The following is an 18,796-nucleotide window of genomic DNA, read 5'->3' as shown; positions in this document are numbered from 1 at the left end:
GATTCTTACACTTTTTGCGCCACCAGGTGGGGAACACGGTCTCCCCATCCACACTAAGCCCTTATGACCTTTTGCGCAAAAAAAGGCAGTAAGCGTACCAGCGACCGTAAGAAATACGTCGCTGCGAAGCAGCGGGAGGGGCTGCGCCCCGACAGGATTTCTTACTCTTTTTGCGCTACTAGGTGGGGAACACTGTCTTTCCTCCCCCACTAGGCCCACATGACCTTTTGCGCAAAAAGCTAGTCGCCGCTATCCAGCTTGAGCACCGCCATAAACGCCTCTTGCGGGACCTCCACCGTGCCCAGCTGGCGCATGCGCTTTTTGCCCTCTTTCTGTTTTTCAAGCAGCTTTTTCTTGCGGGTGATATCGCCGCCGTAGCACTTGGCCAGTACGTCTTTGCGCAGGGCGCGCACCGTTTCCCGGGCAATGATCTTGCCGCCGATGGCCGCCTGGATGGGGATCTCGAACATCTGGCGGGGAATATTGTCCTTTAACTTCTCGGCCATTTTGCGCGCCCGGGGGTAGGCCTTGTCGGTGTGCACGATGAACGACAGCGCGTCCACCACATCGCCGTTGAGCAAAATATCCAGCTTGACCAACTTGGAGGGGCGGTAGCCGATGAGCTGGTAGTCCAGCGAGGCATAGCCCTTGGTGCGGGACTTGAGGGCGTCGAAAAAGTCGTAGACGATCTCGTTGAGAGGCAGCTCGTAGTGGATATCCACCCGGGTATCGTCTAAATAGGTCATGTCTTTAAACACGCCCCGTTTCTCCTGACACAGCTCCATGATGTTGCCCACAAAGTCGGACGGGGCGTAGATATCGGCCCGCACGAACGGCTCGTAGGCCTGCGCGATGACGGCCGGGTCGGGGTAGTTGGTGGGGTTGTCGATAAACACGGTAGAGCCGTCGGTGAGCTCGATCTTGTACACCACGCTGGGGGCGGTGGTGATGAGGTCCATGTTAAACTCCCGCTCCAGCCGCTCCTGGATGATCTCCATGTGCAGAAGGCCCAAAAATCCGCAGCGGTAGCCAAAGCCCAGCGCCACCGAGGTCTCGGGCTCAAAGGAGAGCGAGGCGTCGTTGAGTTTCAGCTTTTCCAGCGCCTCGCGCAGGTCCTCGTACTTGGAGCCGTCGGCCGGGTAGATGCCCGAAAACACCATGGGCTGCACCTCGCGGTAGCCCTGCAGCGGCGCAGCGGCGGGGCGCTCGGCGTGAGTGACGGTGTCGCCCACCTTGGTCTGGCCCACGCTCTTGATGCTGGCGGTGATGTAACCCACCTCGCCGGCGCGCAGCACATCCGCCGGCTCCATCTGGGTGGCGCGCAGGTAGCCGGTCTCCACCACGTCGAACTCGGCGCCGGAGGCCATCATGCGGATGCGGTCGCCGGGCTTGACGCAGCCCTCTACGATGCGCACGTAGACGATGACGCCGCGGTAGCTGTCGTAATAGCTGTCGAAAATGAGGGCCTGCAGCGGTGCGGTCGGGTCGCCCGATGGGGGCGGCACGTCGCGCACGATCTGCTCCAGCACCGCCTCGATATTGACGCCGTTTTTGGCCGAGATACAGGGGGCGTCTTCGGCGGGGATGCCGATGACGTCCTCCACCTCCTGCCTGACCCGCTCGGGGTCGGCGGCGGGCAGGTCGATCTTGTTGATGACCGGCAGGATCTCGAGGTCGTGTTCCAGCGCCAGATAGGTATTGCCCAACGTCTGCGCCTCGATGCCCTGCGAGGCGTCGACCACCAAAATGGCCCCCTCACAGGCGGCCAGCGAGCGGGATACCTCGTAATTGAAGTCGACATGGCCCGGGGTGTCGATCAGGTTGAGCTCGTAGGTGTCGCCGTCCTTGGCGGTGTAGTCGAGCTTGACGGCACGGGCCTTGATGGTGATGCCCCGCTCGCGCTCCAGGTCCATATTGTCGAGCAGCTGGGCGCTCATCTCGCGGCTGGCCACCGATTGGGTGGTCTCCAGCAGGCGGTCGGCCAACGTGGACTTGCCGTGATCGATATGGGCGATGATAGAAAAGTTGCGGATCTTATCTAAATAGGACAGAATGCTCACCTCGCGCTAAAGTCTCGGGGCGCGCCGTCGCGCGGCCCCTGCCGTCGGCACAGCTCGTCCCCCAGCGGGGCCCGGGGCGGCCGACGGATCTATCGTGAGCCGGCTGCCGGGCAGCGGCCCCTTTTATAAGGTATATGCTAAGGTATTGTACCACAGCCGGCCGCAAAATACCAGCAGTTTTCCCGCTGTGGGGCGGCGGTCTCGCCGGCGCGGGTGCGGGCAGAAAAAAGAGAGGGTCTCCCCTCTCGATCTCTCTTTTTAAGGCCGCTGCCAAAAGTTAAAACAGCGCCGCCAGCCAGCTGTAGGCCAGCTGGCAGAGCACCTTGACCTCGCTGGGCAACAGCCGGTAGCCCAGCTCGCCGCCGCGGTGGACCCAGCGCTCGAGCGGCAGCTTGGGCAGCCGCAGCTGGCCCTGCATCATCTGGTAGGTATTGAAAAACGCCACCCCGATGGCCAGCGCCATGCAGATGATGGCCAGCGCGAGCAAAAAAGCGGTAAAGAACCGGCGGGGCGCATCGGGGTCTGAGATGTATTTTCTGTGCAACTGCGCACCTCCTGTATCTTGAGACATCTGCCGGCTCACGCGGCGCCGCTCAGCCGGCGCGGGCCTTGAGGTATTGGGCCAAACCGCGGCCGATGAGCTCGCCGGAGTACACCGCCTCGCCCAAGGTGTTGGCGTGGCCGCCCACCTCGATGAGGATGTTGGCGGGGGTGAGATCCTGGTTGTAAAAGCGGTAGTCGAACAGGATGGGCCGGGTGAGGTCGGGAAAGCTGGTCTCGAGCACGTCCTGCAGATCGGCGGCAAAGCGCAGGTTCTTGGCGTACCCCGGCAGCTCGTTGTCGCTGGTGTTGCAGCCCACGATCATCATGATCTGGGCGGCGTTTTTGCCCTCGATCTGGGCGGTGGGCTTGGCACGGGTGCCATCGGAGTACTGTATGGCGTCGCGGTGCACGTCGATGACCACTTTGATGGAGGGGTACTTTTTGAGGTACTCCTGCACGGTGATGCGCGAGCGGTCGTAGGCGCCGGTATACTGGGGGTTATCGTGTTGGGTCTTATCCTGGATGGCACAGATGCCGGCGGCGTTGAGCTGAGCCACCAGCGCCTCGCCCACCCGGGTCATGTTCTGGGCGTTGTCCTCGTTTCGCGAGGCGGCGCCTGGGTCGTAGTAGCCCAGGTCGTAGTTTTCATAGCTCTCGGTGGCGTGGGTGTGGACGATGAGCACCTGTGGCTCGGAGGCGCCCAGCTGTATTTTAAAGTCGGCGTCGTCCGACAGTGCCGAAAGCACCTGCTCAGCGCTCATCTCGGTCTTGTTGTTGATGGCGCCCGATTTATAGGGGATGCCTTTTTTGGTGGAGAGGTTGACCGTCTCGATGGGCAGCGCGCCCTCGGGGCGCTGCTGGTCGGCGGGGGCGGCGGGCTCGGTCTGCGGGGGCAGGAGCGACTTGAAATCGGTCCAGCTCTCGTCTTTTTCCAAAATGGTGGTGCCCTCATCGTCGTCGCGGTTGGCCCTGTTCTCTGACGGCGACAGGCCGGAGAACACCTGGCTGCCGATCGCCACATTTTTGCCGGCAAATTTCTGGTACCAGCCCACCAGCGTATCGAGATTGCCGTATACCGTCAACAGCACCAGTGTCAGCGCGGCAAGCACCACCTTGCCGCGCCCCTGTCTTTTTTTCCTTTGTGTCGCGATCCTTGTCCGACTGCGCCTGGCCATAGGGCACCTCCCAGATAGTCACTGGGTAGTAGTATATGTGCCCGCCGTCGGCGGTATGTCAGCGGCGCTACGACACCAGGTACTGCATGTCCTCAGGCGAAATGCTCGGCTGCAGCGCCCGGTTGAGGGCGGCGGCCATCACCGCACAGCCCCGCTTTAAAATGAGATCGATCTCGCGGTTGGTGACCATCATGGCGCTGCCGGCCGCGTCGCAGGGACGGCCGGTAAAGTGCTCTACCAGAGTCGCAGCGTCCACCACCGTGGGCAGCCCCATAGCGATGACCGGCACTCCCAGCGTGTTTTGCGACAACTCTTTGCGGGCGTTGCCCACCCCTGAGCCGGGGGCGATGCCGGCGTCGGATATCTGAATGGTGCTGCCCAGACGCTGGGTGTCGCCGGCGGCCAGCGCGTCGATCACCACCGCACAGCTGGGGGCGGTGGCCCCGGTCAGCGAGCGGGCGATCTCCTGTACCTCCATGCCGGTCTGACCCAGTACGCCCGGCGCCAGCACCGATACCGGGCGCAGCGCAAGACCCAGCTGCTGGGCCAGCTCGACGGGGATGTGGCGGGTGGCCAGCACCTGGCCGGCGGTCTGGGGGCCCACGGCGTCGGGGGTGATGGCGGGGTTGCCCAGACCGATGACCAGCACGCCGCCGCTCTCTGGCAGCAGAGGGGCGATCTCACCGGCGATGCAGTCGATGATCTCATCCGACTGGTTTTGGCCGTGCAGCAGGTTTTCAAAGGTGACGGTCACATAGCGGCCCACCGGTTTGCCGATCTTCTGGGCCATGGCCGCCGTTTTGATGTGGGTGGTCGTCACCTCCACCCCGCCGCATTTGCGGCTGTGGTGTGCCAGCTCTTCGCTGTCTTTTACCAGCGCGGGGTCGATGCACTCTACTGCCAAGTCGGTGCGCACAGACACGGCACTCACCTCTCTTTCCAGTTTTTCGTGTGGCCGCCGGCGCTGCCGGGCGGCGCCCGGACCACGCGCGCCCAAAGCGGTGCTTTCGGCGGGGCACGGATAGGCGCCCGGCGGCCACAAAATTTTTTAGGTGTTCTTTTTTAGAAAAACGCTTGCAATCTCCCGCAAAAAATGATAACATAACTTGTACGATTATCGGGTCGAAGGAGGTGCGATTATGCCGAACATTAAATCCGCGAAGAAGAGAGTGAAAGTCACCCAGGCCAAAACTCTCCAGAACAAGATAGTCAAGTCTGCTCTGAAGACTGTCATCAAATCCGCCGAGATTGCTCTCGAGCAGAATACCGAAAACAAGGCGGAGCTGGTCAACACCGCGATCAAGAAGATCGACATGGCAGTGACCAAAGGGATCCTGCACAAAAACTGTGCGGCCAGGAAAAAATCCAGCCTCGCCCGCAAGCTCAACGCCTCCGCATAATAAAGCAGGTATTCAAAAGCAGACCATCTGGGCTGCTTTTTTCTTTTGCCTGTTTCTCGCTGCCGGCGGTGTGCCGTCCTCTGGGTGGGGGCGGCACACCGTTTTTTGGACAGAACGGCGGCAACGGCTGACACTGGGGCCGGGGGCTCTATCTCGGTGCGCAGCGGATACGGGTGGCGATCACGATTTGTCTTTGGGCTTAAAGATCAGCGCCACCAGCAGCCCGAACAGCACCGCGGCGGTGATGCCGGCGGCACCGGCGGTGAGCGGGCCGGTAAGCGCGCCCAGCAGCCCGTCTTTTTGCACGGCCTGCAGAGTGCCTTTGGCCAGCAGGTTGCCAAAGCCGCTGAGCGGGACGCTGGCGCCGGCGCCGGCAAAGTCGACCAGCGGCTGGTACAGTCCCAGCGCCCCCAGCACGACGCCGGCCACCACGTAGCCCACCAGAATGCGGGCCGGGGTCAGCTTGGTCTTGTCGATGAGGATCTGGCCGATGACGCAGATGATGCCCCCGACGATAAATGCCTTTAAATAATCCATGTTTTAACCCTCTCTTCTACTCGGCGGTGATGTGCACCAGGTGGGCGATACCGGGTATCGATTCACCTTGGGCCGAACTGGTGGGCGACAGCAGCGCGCCGGTGGCCATGAACAGGATATCCCGCAGTTTGCCGGCGGCCATCTGGCGCAGGATGTGGGCGCACAGCACGGTGGCGCTGCAGCCGCAGCCGGAGGCGCCGGCGTGCACGTCTTGCGTTTGGCGGTCGAAGAGCAGCAGACCGCAATCTTTGTGCCGCGGCTGCAGGTGGATCTTGTCCATGCCCAGCAGCTCGTAGAGCAGCTCGCTGCCCACCTGACCCAGATCGCCGGTGGCGATGAGATCGTAGTCACCAGGGGTGGTGCCGGTATCCTCAAAGTAATTTTTGAGGGTGTCGGCCGCCGCCGGAGCCATGGCTGCGCCCATGTTGTTGGCGTCGGTGATGCCCAGATCGACGATCTTACCAAAGGTGATGTGGCGCACCCGCGGGCCGGCACCGCCCTTTTGCACCACTACGCAGCCGCCGCCGGTGGCCGTCCACTGGGCGGTGGGGGTGCGCTGGCCGCCATAGGCAAGCGGCAGGCGGTACTGGCGCTCGGCGGTGCAGAAATGCGATGAGGCCACCGCCGCGCAGCGGGCGGCACAGCCGCTCTCGATAAAGATGCTGGCCAGACTCAGGCTCTCGGCCATGGTGGAGCAGGCGCCATAAAGCCCCACCAGAGGGATGCCGAACTCGCGCAGGCCAAAAGAGGAGGCGATACACTGGTTGAGCAGGTCGCCGGCAAAGATGTACTCCACCTCTTTTTTGTCCAGCTTGGCTTTCTCCAGGGCCAGCGTCACCGCCTTTTTCTGGATGGCGCTCTCAGCTTTCTCCCAGGTCTTTTCACCGAAGGTGGTATCGGTGTCGGTAAAGTCGAACTCTCTGCCCAGCGGGCCCTCCTGCTCTTTTTTGCCGCCCACTGCGGCATAGCTCTGTATGGTAGGGCCCTCACTCAGGGCCAAGGTGCTTTTGCCCACTTTTTCTATCATCAGCAATACGCCTTCTTTCCTATAATAATGGGCGGCCGATCAGACCAGCCCCATCACGAATACGATGGCCCCGTACAGCACTGCCGCACAGGCCCCGTACACGATGACCGGGCCCGAGATGACGAACAGCTTGGCCCCCAGGCCCAGTACATAGCCCTCGGCTTTGAACTCCAGCGCCGGCGATACCACCGCGTTGGCAAAGCCGGTGATGGGCACCAGCGTGCCGGCGCCGGCGACCTTGGCGATATCGTCGTACAGGCCGAGGCCGGTGAGCAGTGCGCTCAAAAACACCAGCGTCACCGAGGTGAGCGTGGCGGCGTCCAGCTTGCTGGCTCCCAGGTAGCTGTACAGATTTATAAGGCCCTGACCCAGGGTGCAGATGGCCCCGCCAATGAAAAAAGCACCCAGGCAGTTTTTAAAGATGGGCGAATTGGGCGAGTATTTCTTTACCATCTTGTCGTATTCCATATCTGAGATATGCATGGCTTTCCCTCCCTTTTTTCGTAGTATTTGAGTGGTGCTGCCGGTTTATGCCAGTTGTCACCGTGGCAAAATATGCTATAATAATAAAAATGACATTGTGCGTCAGGCGCTGCCGGCAATGGATGCGGCGGCGCGGGTGGGAGGACCGAGCTCATGATTCAATCTAAGACGATACGGCGGCTGATCGCGCTGCTGGCAGCGGCGACATTGCTGCTGGCCGGCTGCACCAGTTTTGCCGACACCTATTTCGACTACGACGGCAGCGGCTATTTTGTCAGCGAGGACGGCTACCTGCAGATCGAGTACCGCGACGGGTTCCAGCAGCTCTCCAGCGTGGACAAGGCGGTGCTGGGGGCAGACTGGAAAAAGCAGCAGGTCAATATCCAAGTGGGACACCTGGCCAAGGACAGCGAGAGCATCAAGGAAAACGAGATCAGCTCTCTGGCCGGGTTCATCGGCCTGTACCAGGAGACCGACCTGGCCAATGTGCTCAAGTACGCCACTGTGGGCAAGCTGCAGGACTACACCTTTGAGGGATTCACCGCCGCCCAGGGGTACGACCTGGATATCAATAAGAGCGGCGACAAGGTGGGCGCCCGCATCTATTATCTCGAGGACGAAAGCAGCTATTACGTCATCTACCTCAACGGCGAAAAGGAGCACTTTAAAAAGAATTTTGAGTTGCTCGACGAGATGGCCCACACGTTAAAGGTCCTCAAATAGCTGTTCCCGCAAAATTGCATAAAAACCCCGTCTTCTGTAAAAGCTACGGAAGACGGGGCTTTTTATTGACATTTTGAAAAGATCGTTTTTATCCGCCAAACAGCAGCTATAGACCCAGCGGGCGGCGGGCTCTCTTACAGTGGGCCGGATGAGCAGGCAAGCCTTTTTGCGAGATACGGCGTTGGGGCGCACGGGGGCCGGTCTAATGGGGCGCTTAAGCGGCACCCGATGGGCGGCTGATCCTGAGCGGAGCCTGAGCAGCGCCGGCACCGCCGGTAGGGGCACTCAAAGAGCGGCGAGCTGGAGGTGCGGCGCTCCGGGCACTGTTTGGCTGGTCAATATAAATAGACCCAAATAGACCCGGCCAGAATATCCATGACCGGGGCTGTCAACAATATGGGTGGAGGTGACTACAATGCAAAAACTGCATTACGGCAAATCGAAATTCCAGCGGTTTTTCAGCGGTAAGGGATTTTACATCGCGCTGGCGGCCTGCATTTTGGGCGCTGGTATCGCATCCTGGGCCCTGATAAACGGGACGATGAACGACATCAAAAAGCAAAACAAGGCCATAGGGAGTGAAACGCCATCATGGGAATCCTCGGATACACAGATCGTGGAAAAACCGGTAGAGGATCAGGCCAAACCGTCCGAAGACTCGTCAGCACAGCAAAATACGCAGTCATCGTCGGAACCGGCATCTACTACATCGCCAGATTCATCCGCATCGCCAGATGCACAGGACAACTCGCAAACTGCGCCGACTGGGGGCTTTCTCTCGCCGATCTCTGGCGAGACCATTAATCCCTTTAGCGGCGGGGACCTGGTGAAAGACGCCACACTGGGCGACTGGCGCACCCATAATGGCGTGGACATCGCCGCCGATGTGGGCACCCAGGTGATCTCCTGCGCGGCCGGCACCGTCAAGTCGATCAGAGACGACGACCTGTGGGGCACCGTGATCGAGATCGAGTTCGAGGGCGGCGCCACCGGTATCTACAAGGCCATGAGCCCCGAGACCACCGTCAAAGAGGGGCAGGCAGTATCCGCCGGCGACCCGATCGGGACCATCGCCAAATCCTGCGTCAACGAGAGCAAGCTGGCCCCCCACCTGCACTTTGAGCTGAAACAGGATGGGAAGTATGTGGACCCCACGGGGTACTGGGGGTAAGGTACCATTTGTCTCTATAAAAAAGCGCAGTCCTGCACCGGGACTGCGCTTTTCACTTTATTTTTCGTCTTTTAGGGCCAGATCATTTTTGATCTGGGTGGTCGATATTTCCGGCGTTCGGGGCAGATATATAACTTCGCAATACTCTTTTAAGTAATCAAATCTGCCTTCCCAGTCATCGCCCATAACAAAGGTCTCGATGTGAAATTCTTGTATATCCTGCGCCTTTTGTTCCCAGCAGGTCTCGGGGATCACCAGATCCACATAGCGAATGGCTTCCAACAGTTTTTTGCGCTCCTCATACCCAAAATAGCACTTTTTTTGTTTGCTGTCCCAATTAAATGCATCGGTCGATAGCGCAACGATCAGATAGTCGCCGAGTGCCTTTGCCCGTTTGAGCAAGTTGATATGTCCATAATGGAGCAGATCGAAGGTCCCGTATGTAATGATCTTTTTCATTTCTCTCCCCGTTTCAAAAAAAGTGTCATCTGTTGGCTGATCTCTTTTCGCTTTATAAAGGCAGCGGTCAGCATGACCACAATACACCCATAACGCAACCACACTGCCTGATAAGTCATCGTCAGTACTGCCGTGATGCCCAAAAATAGGATAGAGAGCACAAACACAAATTTTGTATCATAAATCTGCATGTCACCTATATGTTGCCGTACCACTTTTTTCATAAATATGTAGTGAGATAAGCTATACACTATATAGCAAAACAGTGTAGTATAGCCGGCCGCAATGTATCCGCAGAGCGGTACAAAAATATAGTTCAGTATAATATTCAGTACTGCACCAAGTACCGAGGCTATCATGATAAATTTATTTTCTTCAAAGTAAAACTCTACATTGCCAAAAAGATTGTAGAGAAACATGAAAAAGACGCTGGCGGCCACTGGCGGGATGACCCATATTGCACCATGATAGCTGCGTGGAGCTAAGATGCTGATGGCCTCAGGAGCAAAAGCGATGAGTATTAGATTCATACCAGCAATGAGCAGGAGCACTGCATTGGATACTCTCTTAATACCGGTATACGCCTCGTCTTTAAGTTTTTTATATGTCCAAGGGATCAGGGAATTGTTGATACTGCCGTTGAGGACCAACAAGACCATGGCCGCCGAATATGCGACACTGTAAATACCGGCCGGACCTTCCCCACAGAGCTGGCGAATAATGATCCTATCAGAATTGTTGAGCACGGTCTGCGAGAGATAATGGGGGATCAGTGGGATATTAAATGTCAGTGCAAATTTCCAGTATTTTTTAGAGAAAAAGCATCGACCTTTGGCGGCGTTATAGATATACAACACCAGTCCAGCTGCCACCTGAACCAGCACTGCCGAAATGATCTTTGCCGTCGCTTTATCTTCACTGTTTAAAACCGCGATTATACCCAGTAAAGGGTCCGCTATGGCCATCGTCAGTGTGAGCGCCACCAATTTACGGTACTTAAATTCATAGCGCTGGCGGGCAGACCAATACTGTATGGCTGGAAAAAACAGTATTTGCACAAACATTACCAACACCAGCACCGTGGGGAGTTCGAATATACGGTTCCAAAAAGAAGCCGTACACAGATAAACGGTCAGCAGTGCAGTTGTGATAGCCGTACTAGCCCCCTGTACAGAGGAGACAAAGCGGTCACGATCCGTCTCGAATTTTAACATACCATTGTTAAATACGCCGTAAAAGAGATTTAGCGAGGCGAAAATAAGAACGATCTGAGACCAGGAGTTGTATACGTTATACAGACCATACTGCTCTTTCGTGAGTAATCTTGTAAAGATCGGTACCGTGATAAATTGGATACCTTTCTGTAAAAAACTGCATATCGTAAACCACATGGCCGCCTTGACCGGCGCCGACATCTGCCGATATTTTTCAAATATTCTAGTCATGATTCACCCTATTTCAGGACTCTCCTGCAAGCCCAGCCACTGTGCGAACCGCTGGCAGTTATTGTTGTCCTGATAAAAATTGGTAAAGTCCCTTACCCGCTTTCTATCGGCAGAATACTGGTCGATACCGCTCTGCACCTCATGTACAAAAGCGACTAAGTCTGCATAATCGTAGAGCTTGGCACCGGGCATATATGATAAATAGTCGTCGAACAAAAAGCCTCTGCCAGCTATATACGTGTCGATATCACCCAACAGAAAGCCGACCGGCCTGTCTACCAGCAGATAATCCAGATAGACCGATGAGTAGTCTGTGAGCAGTGCATCTGCCTCACCCAGTAAGTGGTAGAGCTGTACATCGCAGTGTAACAGATCTGCATCTTTGAGATATCGGATATGGGAGAGTTCTACTTCATTGAGAAAAGAGAGGTCCTGCAGGTGGTGGATCTTCACCAGAAATAGCATGTTCATCTGGGCTAGAACATCATTGAACTCCTCTAACTGCTGGCGAGATTCAATACCCTGTATGTAAAACGGGAGTACCTTCTCGCTGTCCACCCAGTTTTCGGTCTGCTTATAGGTCGGCATACAGATAATCACCTTTTGATATCCGCCGCAGCCCGGCAATTTCTCCAGTGCGTGGCCAGACTGAAAGAGCAGGTCGTTGCGCGGGTACCCCAATACGATATCCTGCTCTTCTTTTGCCCCGCAAAACTTGTTGAACCAGGGGCGCGTATTTTCTGATGAACAGAATATCACATCGAACGCAGCTGAAAGATCTTTGGAAATACCATCCTTAATGGGAATACCATGCCAGATATTTACAACCAACTGTCCCTCTCGTCTGTAGGTGAACCAGCTGGGGTGCGTAAAGATAAAATACTTGGATACAAAAACGTAGTAGAAAAAGCAAACACTTGAAAAAAATTGCTTTTGTCTGCTGATAAAGCGGACATTGGGAGGTGCGCAGTACTGCTTGGGTTCTTTGACGATCCAGATCAGTCGATATCGCTCGTGATAGTTGTGCGCGAGCAGGTATTCGTAAAAAGCGCGCGCGCTGTCACAAAAATCGCCTTCGCTCTCAAATACGATATAGTTTTCCTTTATAGGTAATTTTTTAAAAAGCAAACTACCGACCGCTTTGGCCGTGTATCTGCCACAAGCACTTCCGATGCGGTACAGAAAGGAGCCTAATCCCTTTCTGTGCAAGACCGTAAGCAATCTTCCCATTCGCTCCGTCATGTATTATCCTACTTTCTAATACTCTCACCGAACAAAATAAGTGTTTCCAACTCATGCACTCTTTGTTCTTTTCTAAAAAATGCAGAGCGCTCCGCTGTCTTTTCTCTATAGTGCTGATAGCACATCGGGTCTTCCAGCATTCTCTTTATACCGCCATATAGTCCATCATCACTGTTATCAACAATCAGGCCAAACTCAGATTCTCCCAGAATATCCCTCATCCCTGCGCAGTCTGTTGTCACTACCGGTACTCCCAAAACGATTGCCTCCGAGACCACAGTACTAAATCCTTCTGCTATGGAAGAGCATACAAATAGATCGCTGGCCTTCAAATACGGATAAGGATTTTCTAAAAAGCCTTTAAATTCCACCATATCATCGAGTCGTTCCTCGCGGCAAAAATTTTTTAAGGACTCCTCTTGGTCGCCTGTTCCCAAAATAGTCAGGCAGAACTTATAGTCCTCTTTTTTTAAGCGTGCGCAAACTCTCAACAACCGCATATAATTCTTTTGACGTGATAGCCGCCCAATCGTGATCATATTAAAGCAGCCGCTTTTGTTCTCTAATTGGTACTGCTGACTCTTTTCGATCACTTTCTGTTCATCCAAAATGTTGAGCTGTACCGAGGTCTTATCCCCTGTTTGGTACTTTTTTTTCATGCCTTCGCAAATTTGAGATGAGACACAAAGCACCCGGTCAAACTGTCTGTACGCCAGCTTTTCCTCCTCTAAACTTTTAAATTCTTTTGTAGAGTTGGGGAAGGCGATTGGATCCACGTGCACCCAGGCATATTTTTTTGCCTGGCTTTCTGAACCCGATAGTATTTTCGTAGGAGTACCCTCTAAAAAGGCTATTTCAACATCATATTTTCCCCGGATAAATGTTTTGTATTGCCACCGAGCTGATGTGTATTTAAACAGCCTCAAGATCAGAGAAAAGTATATTTTTTTTAGTAGCGCTGGGCCCTTGATATCAGGGAATATTCTTTTATATGTACATAATTTTTTAATCTCTGCAGTATAAATTCCCCTGTCAAGCACAGTTTGAACAGTTATTTCATATTTTTGAGGATCTAGAGAAGATACTGTGTCAACAAGTATCTTCTCTGCACCACCGCCATTTAAAGTAGTAATCAAAAACAGTATTTTTTCCATTATATATCCCATCTATGCAGATAAATATGCAAAATAGTGAAATGAGAACAGTATCTCGATAAATTTTATAAAGTAATATGCAAATAAACCGCTTATCACTGTATAGTGTATTGGCTTTGCAGTCATACACACCCCGAGCAACCTTCTTGCTGGTACGCCTGTTTTTCTGCCAGCAGTTTCTCTGCATCTACAGCCAATTTTCTGCCAAATCGGAAAGCGCTGTACACGCTGCTGAATATGAGGAATCGAGGTTATATAGATCGGTATCATGGCCAACTCAAAATACCGAAAAAACACCGATGCCCGCACAGCCATCATCTCTACCGAATGGAGACCAGCAAAAATGCAAATCCCCAACAAATACCCATTCAACAGCAGCCGATGTAAGCGATCTTTTCGGTCATAGCTAAATATCCAAAAGAGCATGAAGACAACTATACGCAAAACAAGTGTGAGAGAAAGGACTTCCGTTGTACTGCTATTTATGTACAGCTGTATTTTTTCCTGTATACGGCTACTGTGCAAAAAGCTCGTATTCAGTGCAGCCAAAATTTTCATAAGATCGATACAAGATACGGCTGCCGTACAGAGTGAGATGAACGCAACACCTTTAATGGTCAGTACTATGTTTGGCAAAATGTATACTGCTAAAAAAAAGATAGCTGTTGTATGAAACGTACAGGCCAACAAAACACAACTAAAAAACTTGAGCGGTTCTCGTTTCAGTACATATTTGATTGCAAAAAAACAGATCCCTATGGCCAAGCCATGTCGAATCTGCTCCATGTCATTGACAATGTAAAACATCAAATAGTACATGATCCAGCTGACTATGGGCAATGGACTAACTTCGTTCATAAACTTGTATTTAGAGGCTATCGAGACAAATGCCACGGTCAACATAAATGTGTGGATGCCTAAACCCATGCGCTTGAATAAAAAGACCATCAAACTATATCCCTTATCAAAGGTTGAGGCTAACACATCTTTTATTGAATTTATTTCAGACCAGTGGATGACATAATTTTTAAAATCATTGCCATAGTCATTCCTTAACCCTGCAACCAAAATAAGCAGCAGACAGCATACCAAAGGAATACACCACCGATTTGCCCGTGTAGAACGCTTCGCTTTAAAAATGCATACCAAAATTACTGTAAATAGAAGAAGAAATATCAAAATGGCCTCCTGATATCATACTTTCTCTCTGCGTAGGTGCGACAGCAGGGGTTGCGGCATGAGGCCGACGATCAGCGGCTTCACGACGTATGGCCAGGCTCCGGGTAGCAGACCCAGCAACTTAAATCCTCTATAGCGCACTTTGGCTTCCTCGAGGCGGTGTCTGTATTTTCTCCTGCTATAGGCCCCGCTGTCTTCACGGAACTGGAACAGAACTTCTGGCAATATATATCCGGCAAAACCGGCGGCATACATCCGCATCCATAAATCATAGTCTTCTGCGCGAGTAGTCTCGGGAGCTACTCTATAGCCACCCATTTTCTCCAATACACTTTTTCTCATCAGTACTGTAGGATGAATAAAGGGAGGGCCAAATAGCAGTGTCTTTTTATCTGGTCTGGCAATATTTTTCCTCAGTCCCCAAACACCGCCCTCATCGAATAGGTCGGCCCAACAGGATACCAGTGCAAAATCGGGATGATGTTCTAAAAATAGATATTCTTTTTCTAATCGGTTAGGTAAAGACACATCGTCTGCATCCATTCGGGCGATATATTGCCCAGAAGCTTCTTGTAGACAATGATTTAGCGAGAATGCCAGCCCCATATTTTTCTCGTTTTTTAACAGCCGCACTCTTATATCGTGCGCTGTAAGTTTTTTTACCAGCTCATAGGTACCGTCTGTGGAACCGTCGTCACAGATAATAAACTCAAAATCTTTAAAAGTTTGATTTAGGATAGAGTCGATAGCCGCTTTTACCATGTCGGGGCTGTTGGTGTTATAGATCCCCATGATCACACTGATTTTTGGCATTTTCCTCACTCCTCCAAAAAAGAACGGTAAATGTCAGCCATAGACTCTACAGCGCGATCCAGCGCGTACTTTTGTACGTCTATGGTGTTTCTTTTCCCTATCGCAGTGCGCATGGATGGATCTTCATACAGGTCACAGATCGCCCGACAAAAGCCGTTCTCATCGTCGACATCGTATAGAAAGCCGTTCTCACCATCGACTATTACGTCTACCTGTCCCCGGATCTTTGCACAGACAATAGGCAGGCCGCAGGCCATTCCCTCGATCACATTGATCGGGAGCCCCTCTTGCCTACTGGATGAAATGAGCACATCAGAAATATCTAGCAGTGCGTCTACATCGCGCCGATAGCCTAAAAAGGCGCAGATATCGTCTACACCGAGCTCCTTTGCCCTCTGTTTGCTCTCTTCTAGCAAATCGCCTTTTCCCGCAAATATGACCCTTAGGTCACCTATCTTTTTTTTCATTTGCGGCAATTGGGATAAGATAAAAGCGTGATTTTTCCGCGGGATAAATTCGGCAATATATATTAAGATAAAGTCTTTTTCCGCATATCCATATTGCTTTCGCAGAGAGTTCTTTTGCTCTGTCAAGACAGGGGAAAACTTTGTCAAGTCCACCCCCACACCGTCTATTTTTTCAATGTGACCAGCGGGGAAGCGCTTATGCTCCGCCGTGGCAAAATCCTCTTCGTTCATCACGATCAGGCAATCGGTGTAGCGGGCCATCCATTTTTCGACGGGGTAGAACAGCAGCCAGTTTTTCAGTGGGGCCCCCTTAAAAAAATGAAAGCCATGTGCGGTGTAGAGGACTTTTGTGCCACGCTTTCTCGCCTGACGGGCCGCCAACCGGGTCACTACACCGCCGACTGGAGTATGGCAGTGGATGAGCTTGTAGTTTTCACGATCGATCACCTGCTTCAGCTGCCGATAGGCCTGTACATTTTTAAGAGAAAAGGGACTGCGCTCAAAGGGAATGACAAAGTGCCGATCACAGTCGAGCACCTGCTCCTCTCCGGCAGACGCATAGTGTACCGTATATCCCTGTTCTTGGAACCAACGCATAAATGGCCGGTTAAACTTTGAGAAATTGGCAGTATGTGAAACAAATAGGACTTTTTTCACGTGGAATAAATCCTCCTCCAGATTTTTAGTGGGCACACGGCCTTGACTCCTAGTCGCAAACCTTGTTTGTAGCCGTAGAATATGCTATACTTTTAAGGCTATATGCTTTTATCGGTATAGCTTTATAAGCACAAAAATCCCAATAAAATATACGTTTTCGTTCAGTCAAGGCTGAGGATTTATTGCATAAAAAAACAGGCCTGCAAAATGCAAGCCTGGCAATGTAGAACAAATATCGTTATATTTATTTATCGAACGATAAAGCATCTATTTTCTTATATTACCAGTTTTAAAAGAAAAAATCCACCCCCCGCTTATTGGTAATGTGTGTTTTCATTCGCGAGTAAAGAGACTGAGGAGCTTATTTTTATGAACTATAGCGTTTTAATGTCTGTCTACAAACGTGAAAAGGCAGCGTTTCTTCAAGCCAGTATCCAGAGTATGATGGCACAGACAGCCCTTACCGATGATTTTGTCCTGGTATGTGACGGGCCATTAACAGATGAATTAGATGCAGTAATCAACCAGTTTGTCAACCAGTACCCGGCAATATTTCATATTGTGCGTCTACCCACCAATCAAGGGCTCGGCAATGCCCTAAATAAAGGAATGGCACAGTGTAGAAATGAACTTATTGCCAGGATGGATTCCGATGATATCTCCATGCCCCACCGCTGTGCTAGACAATTAAAGCTGTTCGAAGAAGACCCTACTCTAGATATCGTCAGCGCGTCTCTGTATGAGTTCGAAAAAGAAATTTCAGACATAAGAGCGATGAAGACTGTCCCTGAAAAAAATGTCGATATTTATCAGTATGCGCGGCGGCGGTGTCCCTTTAATCATCCCGTGGTGATGTACAAAAAATCGGCCGTACTTGCGGCCGGCGGCTATCAGGACTTTCCACTGTTTGAGGATTACTATTTGTGGGTCCGTATGCTACAAAATCACGTTCACGCTTACAACATTCCCGAACCGCTGCTGTATATGCGCGCCGGGACCGATATGTACAATCGTCGCGGGGGACTCTCATATTTAAAGAAAATGAAAGATTTTCGCCGTTATATGCTACAAATAGGTTTCAGCAAAAAAAACGATTATCTAATCGCCATCATCGGCCAAACCATGATCTGCATTTTGCCCAACACGGTACGTTCTTACCTATACAAGAAACTGTTAAGAGATACCTAAATTGCATGAGGAGGGACGCTCGTTGTCCAAACCATCTATAAGTATCATTATACCCGTGTTCAATGCGTCCTGTTATTTATCACGTTGTATAAAAAGCATACGGGGGCAATCTTTTGTTGCTTGGGAGCTTATTGTGGTAGATGATGGTTCCACAGACGATTCCGCTGATATCTATCATCGTTTTGCAAGCCTTGATAATAGAATACATATCTTTAGGCAAAAAAACGCCGGTCCTAGTAGCGCAAGGAATACCGGCATTCGGCATGCCAAAGGTGATTATGTCGTATTTGTTGATGCAGACGATTGGTTAGAGCCCAATATGTTAGCGACGCTCCATGCTCTTATAAAAACTTCGGATCTCGCTCTCTGCGGCTATTATCGTGACTTTTTTAAACCTCATAAAAATATATTTAAAGAAATCTCTGTAACCATCCCCTCTACCACTTTGCACTTATACGACATAGATAATACTGTATTCAATGAGCTCTATAAAAAAAGCTATCTAAACGCCTTATGGAATAAACTTTACAGGAATGACTTTATTAAAAAGAATAGCCTATGTTTTCGTGAGGATATTCAAATTGGCGAAGACCTTCTTTTCAATCTTGCCTATTTGTCGAATATAAATACCATTCGTATTTCATCAGAACCTCTTTACCATTATGTTGAAGAAAACAGTAGATCTCTTACACGAAAATTTACTCCTGAGCGCATTCGATATAATGAGCTAGTATATCAATCGATCTGCACATTTAAAACTGATGTATTATCACTCACGCATCCCAACACAGTAGACAGCGATATCTATCTACGCGGCTGTTTTACAATACTTGAACAAATTTTTTCCTCTAAAGATTTAAGAGAAACCGAAAAAAATATATATGTTCAAAAAATCCTTAACAGCGCTTTTACGTCACAAGCAATAAACGCTACGGGTTGTAGGTCATTGGAATTTGTGTTGTATAGGGTTCTACTAAAGATAAAAGTCCCATTTCTACTTAAAGCATTTACTCACTTTCGGCTCTTTGTTAAGAAGATGCTGCGATAAGAAATATAGAGGAGGCCATCAGTGT

Annotated in this window: 19 protein-coding genes; 5 read left to right on the top strand and 14 right to left on the bottom strand. The window is 51.7% G+C overall.

What is annotated here, in order from left to right; translation table 11 throughout:
- Window positions 1–239 precede the first annotated feature (239 nt).
- From lepA to gpr, 4 genes are all read right to left on the bottom strand, one after another.
- On the bottom strand, window positions 240–2,051 hold the full coding sequence (gene lepA / locus C6Y32_RS10340; RefSeq protein ID WP_105205212.1) for a translation elongation factor 4: 1,812 nt from the start codon (window positions 2,049–2,051) through the stop codon (window positions 240–242).
- Window positions 2,052–2,337: 286 nt separating this feature from the next.
- On the bottom strand, window positions 2,338–2,604 hold the full coding sequence (locus C6Y32_RS10335) for a hypothetical protein (RefSeq protein ID WP_105205177.1): 267 nt from the start codon (window positions 2,602–2,604) through the stop codon (window positions 2,338–2,340).
- Window positions 2,605–2,653: 49 nt separating this feature from the next.
- A complete protein-coding gene (gene spoIIP, locus C6Y32_RS10330) occupies window positions 2,654–3,778 on the bottom strand; it encodes a stage II sporulation protein P (RefSeq protein WP_105205176.1) in 1,125 nt (374 codons plus the stop codon).
- 67 nt (window positions 3,779–3,845) lie between these two features.
- A complete protein-coding gene (gpr, locus tag C6Y32_RS10325; protein WP_164998222.1) occupies window positions 3,846–4,700 on the bottom strand; it encodes a GPR endopeptidase in 855 nt (284 codons plus the stop codon).
- Between the two features lie 217 nt (window positions 4,701–4,917).
- Between gpr and rpsT the strand changes: the two genes are divergently transcribed.
- A complete protein-coding gene (gene rpsT, locus C6Y32_RS10320) occupies window positions 4,918–5,178 on the top strand; it encodes a 30S ribosomal protein S20 (RefSeq protein WP_105205174.1) in 261 nt (86 codons plus the stop codon).
- Window positions 5,179–5,358: 180 nt separating this feature from the next.
- On the opposite strand, the gene spoVAE is transcribed toward rpsT, so the two are convergent.
- Genes spoVAE through spoVAC form a run of 3 tightly spaced genes read right to left on the bottom strand, consistent with a single transcriptional unit; the run spans window position 5,359 to window position 7,225 of the window.
- The gene (gene spoVAE, locus C6Y32_RS10315) at window positions 5,359–5,715 is read right to left on the bottom strand and encodes a stage V sporulation protein AE (protein ID WP_105205173.1); all 357 of its coding nucleotides are present in this window, start codon (window positions 5,713–5,715) and stop codon (window positions 5,359–5,361) included.
- Window positions 5,716–5,731: 16 nt separating this feature from the next.
- Complete coding sequence (gene spoVAD, locus C6Y32_RS10310; protein WP_178089825.1) at window positions 5,732–6,742, bottom strand: stage V sporulation protein AD; 1,011 nt, start codon at window positions 6,740–6,742, stop codon at window positions 5,732–5,734.
- 39 nt (window positions 6,743–6,781) lie between these two features.
- Entirely contained in the window at window positions 6,782–7,225 is a 444-nt protein-coding gene (gene spoVAC / locus C6Y32_RS10305) for a stage V sporulation protein AC (RefSeq protein ID WP_105205172.1), read from the bottom strand.
- 153 nt (window positions 7,226–7,378) lie between these two features.
- Here spoVAC and C6Y32_RS10300 point away from each other — a divergent pair, with 153 nt between their 5' ends.
- Window positions 7,379–7,948 carry a hypothetical protein gene (locus tag C6Y32_RS10300; RefSeq protein WP_105205171.1) on the top strand — a complete coding sequence of 190 codons (570 nt, stop codon included), beginning with the start codon at window positions 7,379–7,381 and terminating at the stop codon, window positions 7,946–7,948.
- Between the two features lie 415 nt (window positions 7,949–8,363).
- Window positions 8,364–9,119 carry a M23 family metallopeptidase gene (locus C6Y32_RS10295; RefSeq protein WP_105205170.1) on the top strand — a complete coding sequence of 252 codons (756 nt, stop codon included), beginning with the start codon at window positions 8,364–8,366 and terminating at the stop codon, window positions 9,117–9,119.
- A gap of 57 nt (window positions 9,120–9,176) precedes the next feature.
- Here the strand turns inward: C6Y32_RS10295 and tagD are convergent, their stop codons facing one another.
- From tagD to C6Y32_RS10260, 7 genes are read right to left on the bottom strand one after another with little or no spacing between them, the layout of a single operon-like run.
- The gene (gene tagD / locus C6Y32_RS10290) at window positions 9,177–9,578 is read right to left on the bottom strand and encodes a glycerol-3-phosphate cytidylyltransferase (protein ID WP_105205169.1); all 402 of its coding nucleotides are present in this window, start codon (window positions 9,576–9,578) and stop codon (window positions 9,177–9,179) included.
- Entirely contained in the window at window positions 9,575–11,023 is a 1,449-nt protein-coding gene (locus tag C6Y32_RS10285; RefSeq protein ID WP_105205168.1) for a lipopolysaccharide biosynthesis protein, read from the bottom strand. The genes tagD and C6Y32_RS10285 overlap by 4 nt, the downstream gene beginning before the upstream one ends.
- A 3-nt stretch (window positions 11,024–11,026) precedes the next feature.
- Window positions 11,027–12,265: a CDP-glycerol glycerophosphotransferase family protein gene (locus C6Y32_RS10280; protein ID WP_105205167.1), complete on the bottom strand. Its 1,239-nt coding sequence runs from the start codon at window positions 12,263–12,265 to the stop codon at window positions 11,027–11,029.
- Window positions 12,266–12,273: 8 nt separating this feature from the next.
- Window positions 12,274–13,419: a glycosyltransferase gene (locus tag C6Y32_RS10275; RefSeq protein ID WP_164998221.1), complete on the bottom strand. Its 1,146-nt coding sequence runs from the start codon at window positions 13,417–13,419 to the stop codon at window positions 12,274–12,276.
- Window positions 13,420–13,431: 12 nt separating this feature from the next.
- On the bottom strand, window positions 13,432–14,598 hold the full coding sequence (locus C6Y32_RS10270; protein WP_164998220.1) for an EpsG family protein: 1,167 nt from the start codon (window positions 14,596–14,598) through the stop codon (window positions 13,432–13,434).
- 15 nt (window positions 14,599–14,613) lie between these two features.
- Entirely contained in the window at window positions 14,614–15,411 is a 798-nt protein-coding gene (locus tag C6Y32_RS10265) for a glycosyltransferase family 2 protein (protein WP_105205164.1), read from the bottom strand.
- Between the two features lie 5 nt (window positions 15,412–15,416).
- Window positions 15,417–16,571, bottom strand: coding sequence for a glycosyltransferase family 4 protein (locus C6Y32_RS10260; RefSeq protein WP_105205163.1), 1,155 nt, complete (start codon window positions 16,569–16,571; stop codon window positions 15,417–15,419).
- A 333-nt stretch (window positions 16,572–16,904) separates the two neighbouring features.
- Here C6Y32_RS10260 and C6Y32_RS10255 point away from each other — a divergent pair, with 333 nt between their 5' ends.
- Together C6Y32_RS10255 and C6Y32_RS10250 are read left to right on the top strand one after the other, a co-directional pair.
- Window positions 16,905–17,723, top strand: coding sequence for a glycosyltransferase (locus tag C6Y32_RS10255; RefSeq protein ID WP_105205162.1), 819 nt, complete (start codon window positions 16,905–16,907; stop codon window positions 17,721–17,723).
- Window position 17,724: 1 nt separating this feature from the next.
- On the top strand, window positions 17,725–18,771 hold the full coding sequence (locus C6Y32_RS10250; RefSeq protein WP_306418978.1) for a glycosyltransferase family 2 protein: 1,047 nt from the start codon (window positions 17,725–17,727) through the stop codon (window positions 18,769–18,771).
- Window positions 18,772–18,796 lie beyond the last annotated feature (25 nt).

The sequence above is a fragment of the Neobittarella massiliensis (ex Bilen et al. 2018) genome (genome assembly GCF_900289145.1).
Classification (GTDB): Bacteria; Bacillota; Clostridia; order Oscillospirales; family Ruminococcaceae; genus Neobittarella; species Neobittarella massiliensis.
The sequence above is the reverse complement of the archived record's forward strand: the minus strand, read 5'-3'. Positions and strand labels throughout refer to the sequence as shown.

Excerpts from the sequence above, each read along its gene's own strand:
- C6Y32_RS10285 (WP_105205168.1), bottom strand. The coding sequence starts at position 11,023 with ATGACTAGAATATTTGAAAAATATCGGCAGATGTCGGCGCCGGTCAAG.
- spoVAC (WP_105205172.1), bottom strand. The coding sequence starts at position 7,225 with ATGCATATCTCAGATATGGAATACGACAAGATGGTAAAGAAATACTCG.
- C6Y32_RS10265 (WP_105205164.1), bottom strand. The coding sequence starts at position 15,411 with ATGCCAAAAATCAGTGTGATCATGGGGATCTATAACACCAACAGCCCC.
- C6Y32_RS10280 (WP_105205167.1), bottom strand. The coding sequence starts at position 12,265 with ATGACGGAGCGAATGGGAAGATTGCTTACGGTCTTGCACAGAAAGGGA.
- tagD (WP_105205169.1), bottom strand. The coding sequence starts at position 9,578 with ATGAAAAAGATCATTACATACGGGACCTTCGATCTGCTCCATTATGGA.
- spoIIP (WP_105205176.1), bottom strand. The coding sequence starts at position 3,778 with ATGGCCAGGCGCAGTCGGACAAGGATCGCGACACAAAGGAAAAAAAGA.
- spoVAE (WP_105205173.1), bottom strand. The coding sequence starts at position 5,715 with ATGGATTATTTAAAGGCATTTATCGTCGGGGGCATCATCTGCGTCATC.
- C6Y32_RS10295 (WP_105205170.1), top strand. The coding sequence starts at position 8,364 with ATGCAAAAACTGCATTACGGCAAATCGAAATTCCAGCGGTTTTTCAGC.
- C6Y32_RS10300 (WP_105205171.1), top strand. The coding sequence starts at position 7,379 with ATGATTCAATCTAAGACGATACGGCGGCTGATCGCGCTGCTGGCAGCG.
- spoVAD (WP_178089825.1), bottom strand. The coding sequence starts at position 6,742 with ATGATAGAAAAAGTGGGCAAAAGCACCTTGGCCCTGAGTGAGGGCCCT.
- C6Y32_RS10275 (WP_164998221.1), bottom strand. The coding sequence starts at position 13,419 with ATGGAAAAAATACTGTTTTTGATTACTACTTTAAATGGCGGTGGTGCA.
- rpsT (WP_105205174.1), top strand. The coding sequence starts at position 4,918 with ATGCCGAACATTAAATCCGCGAAGAAGAGAGTGAAAGTCACCCAGGCC.
- C6Y32_RS10255 (WP_105205162.1), top strand. The coding sequence starts at position 16,905 with ATGAACTATAGCGTTTTAATGTCTGTCTACAAACGTGAAAAGGCAGCG.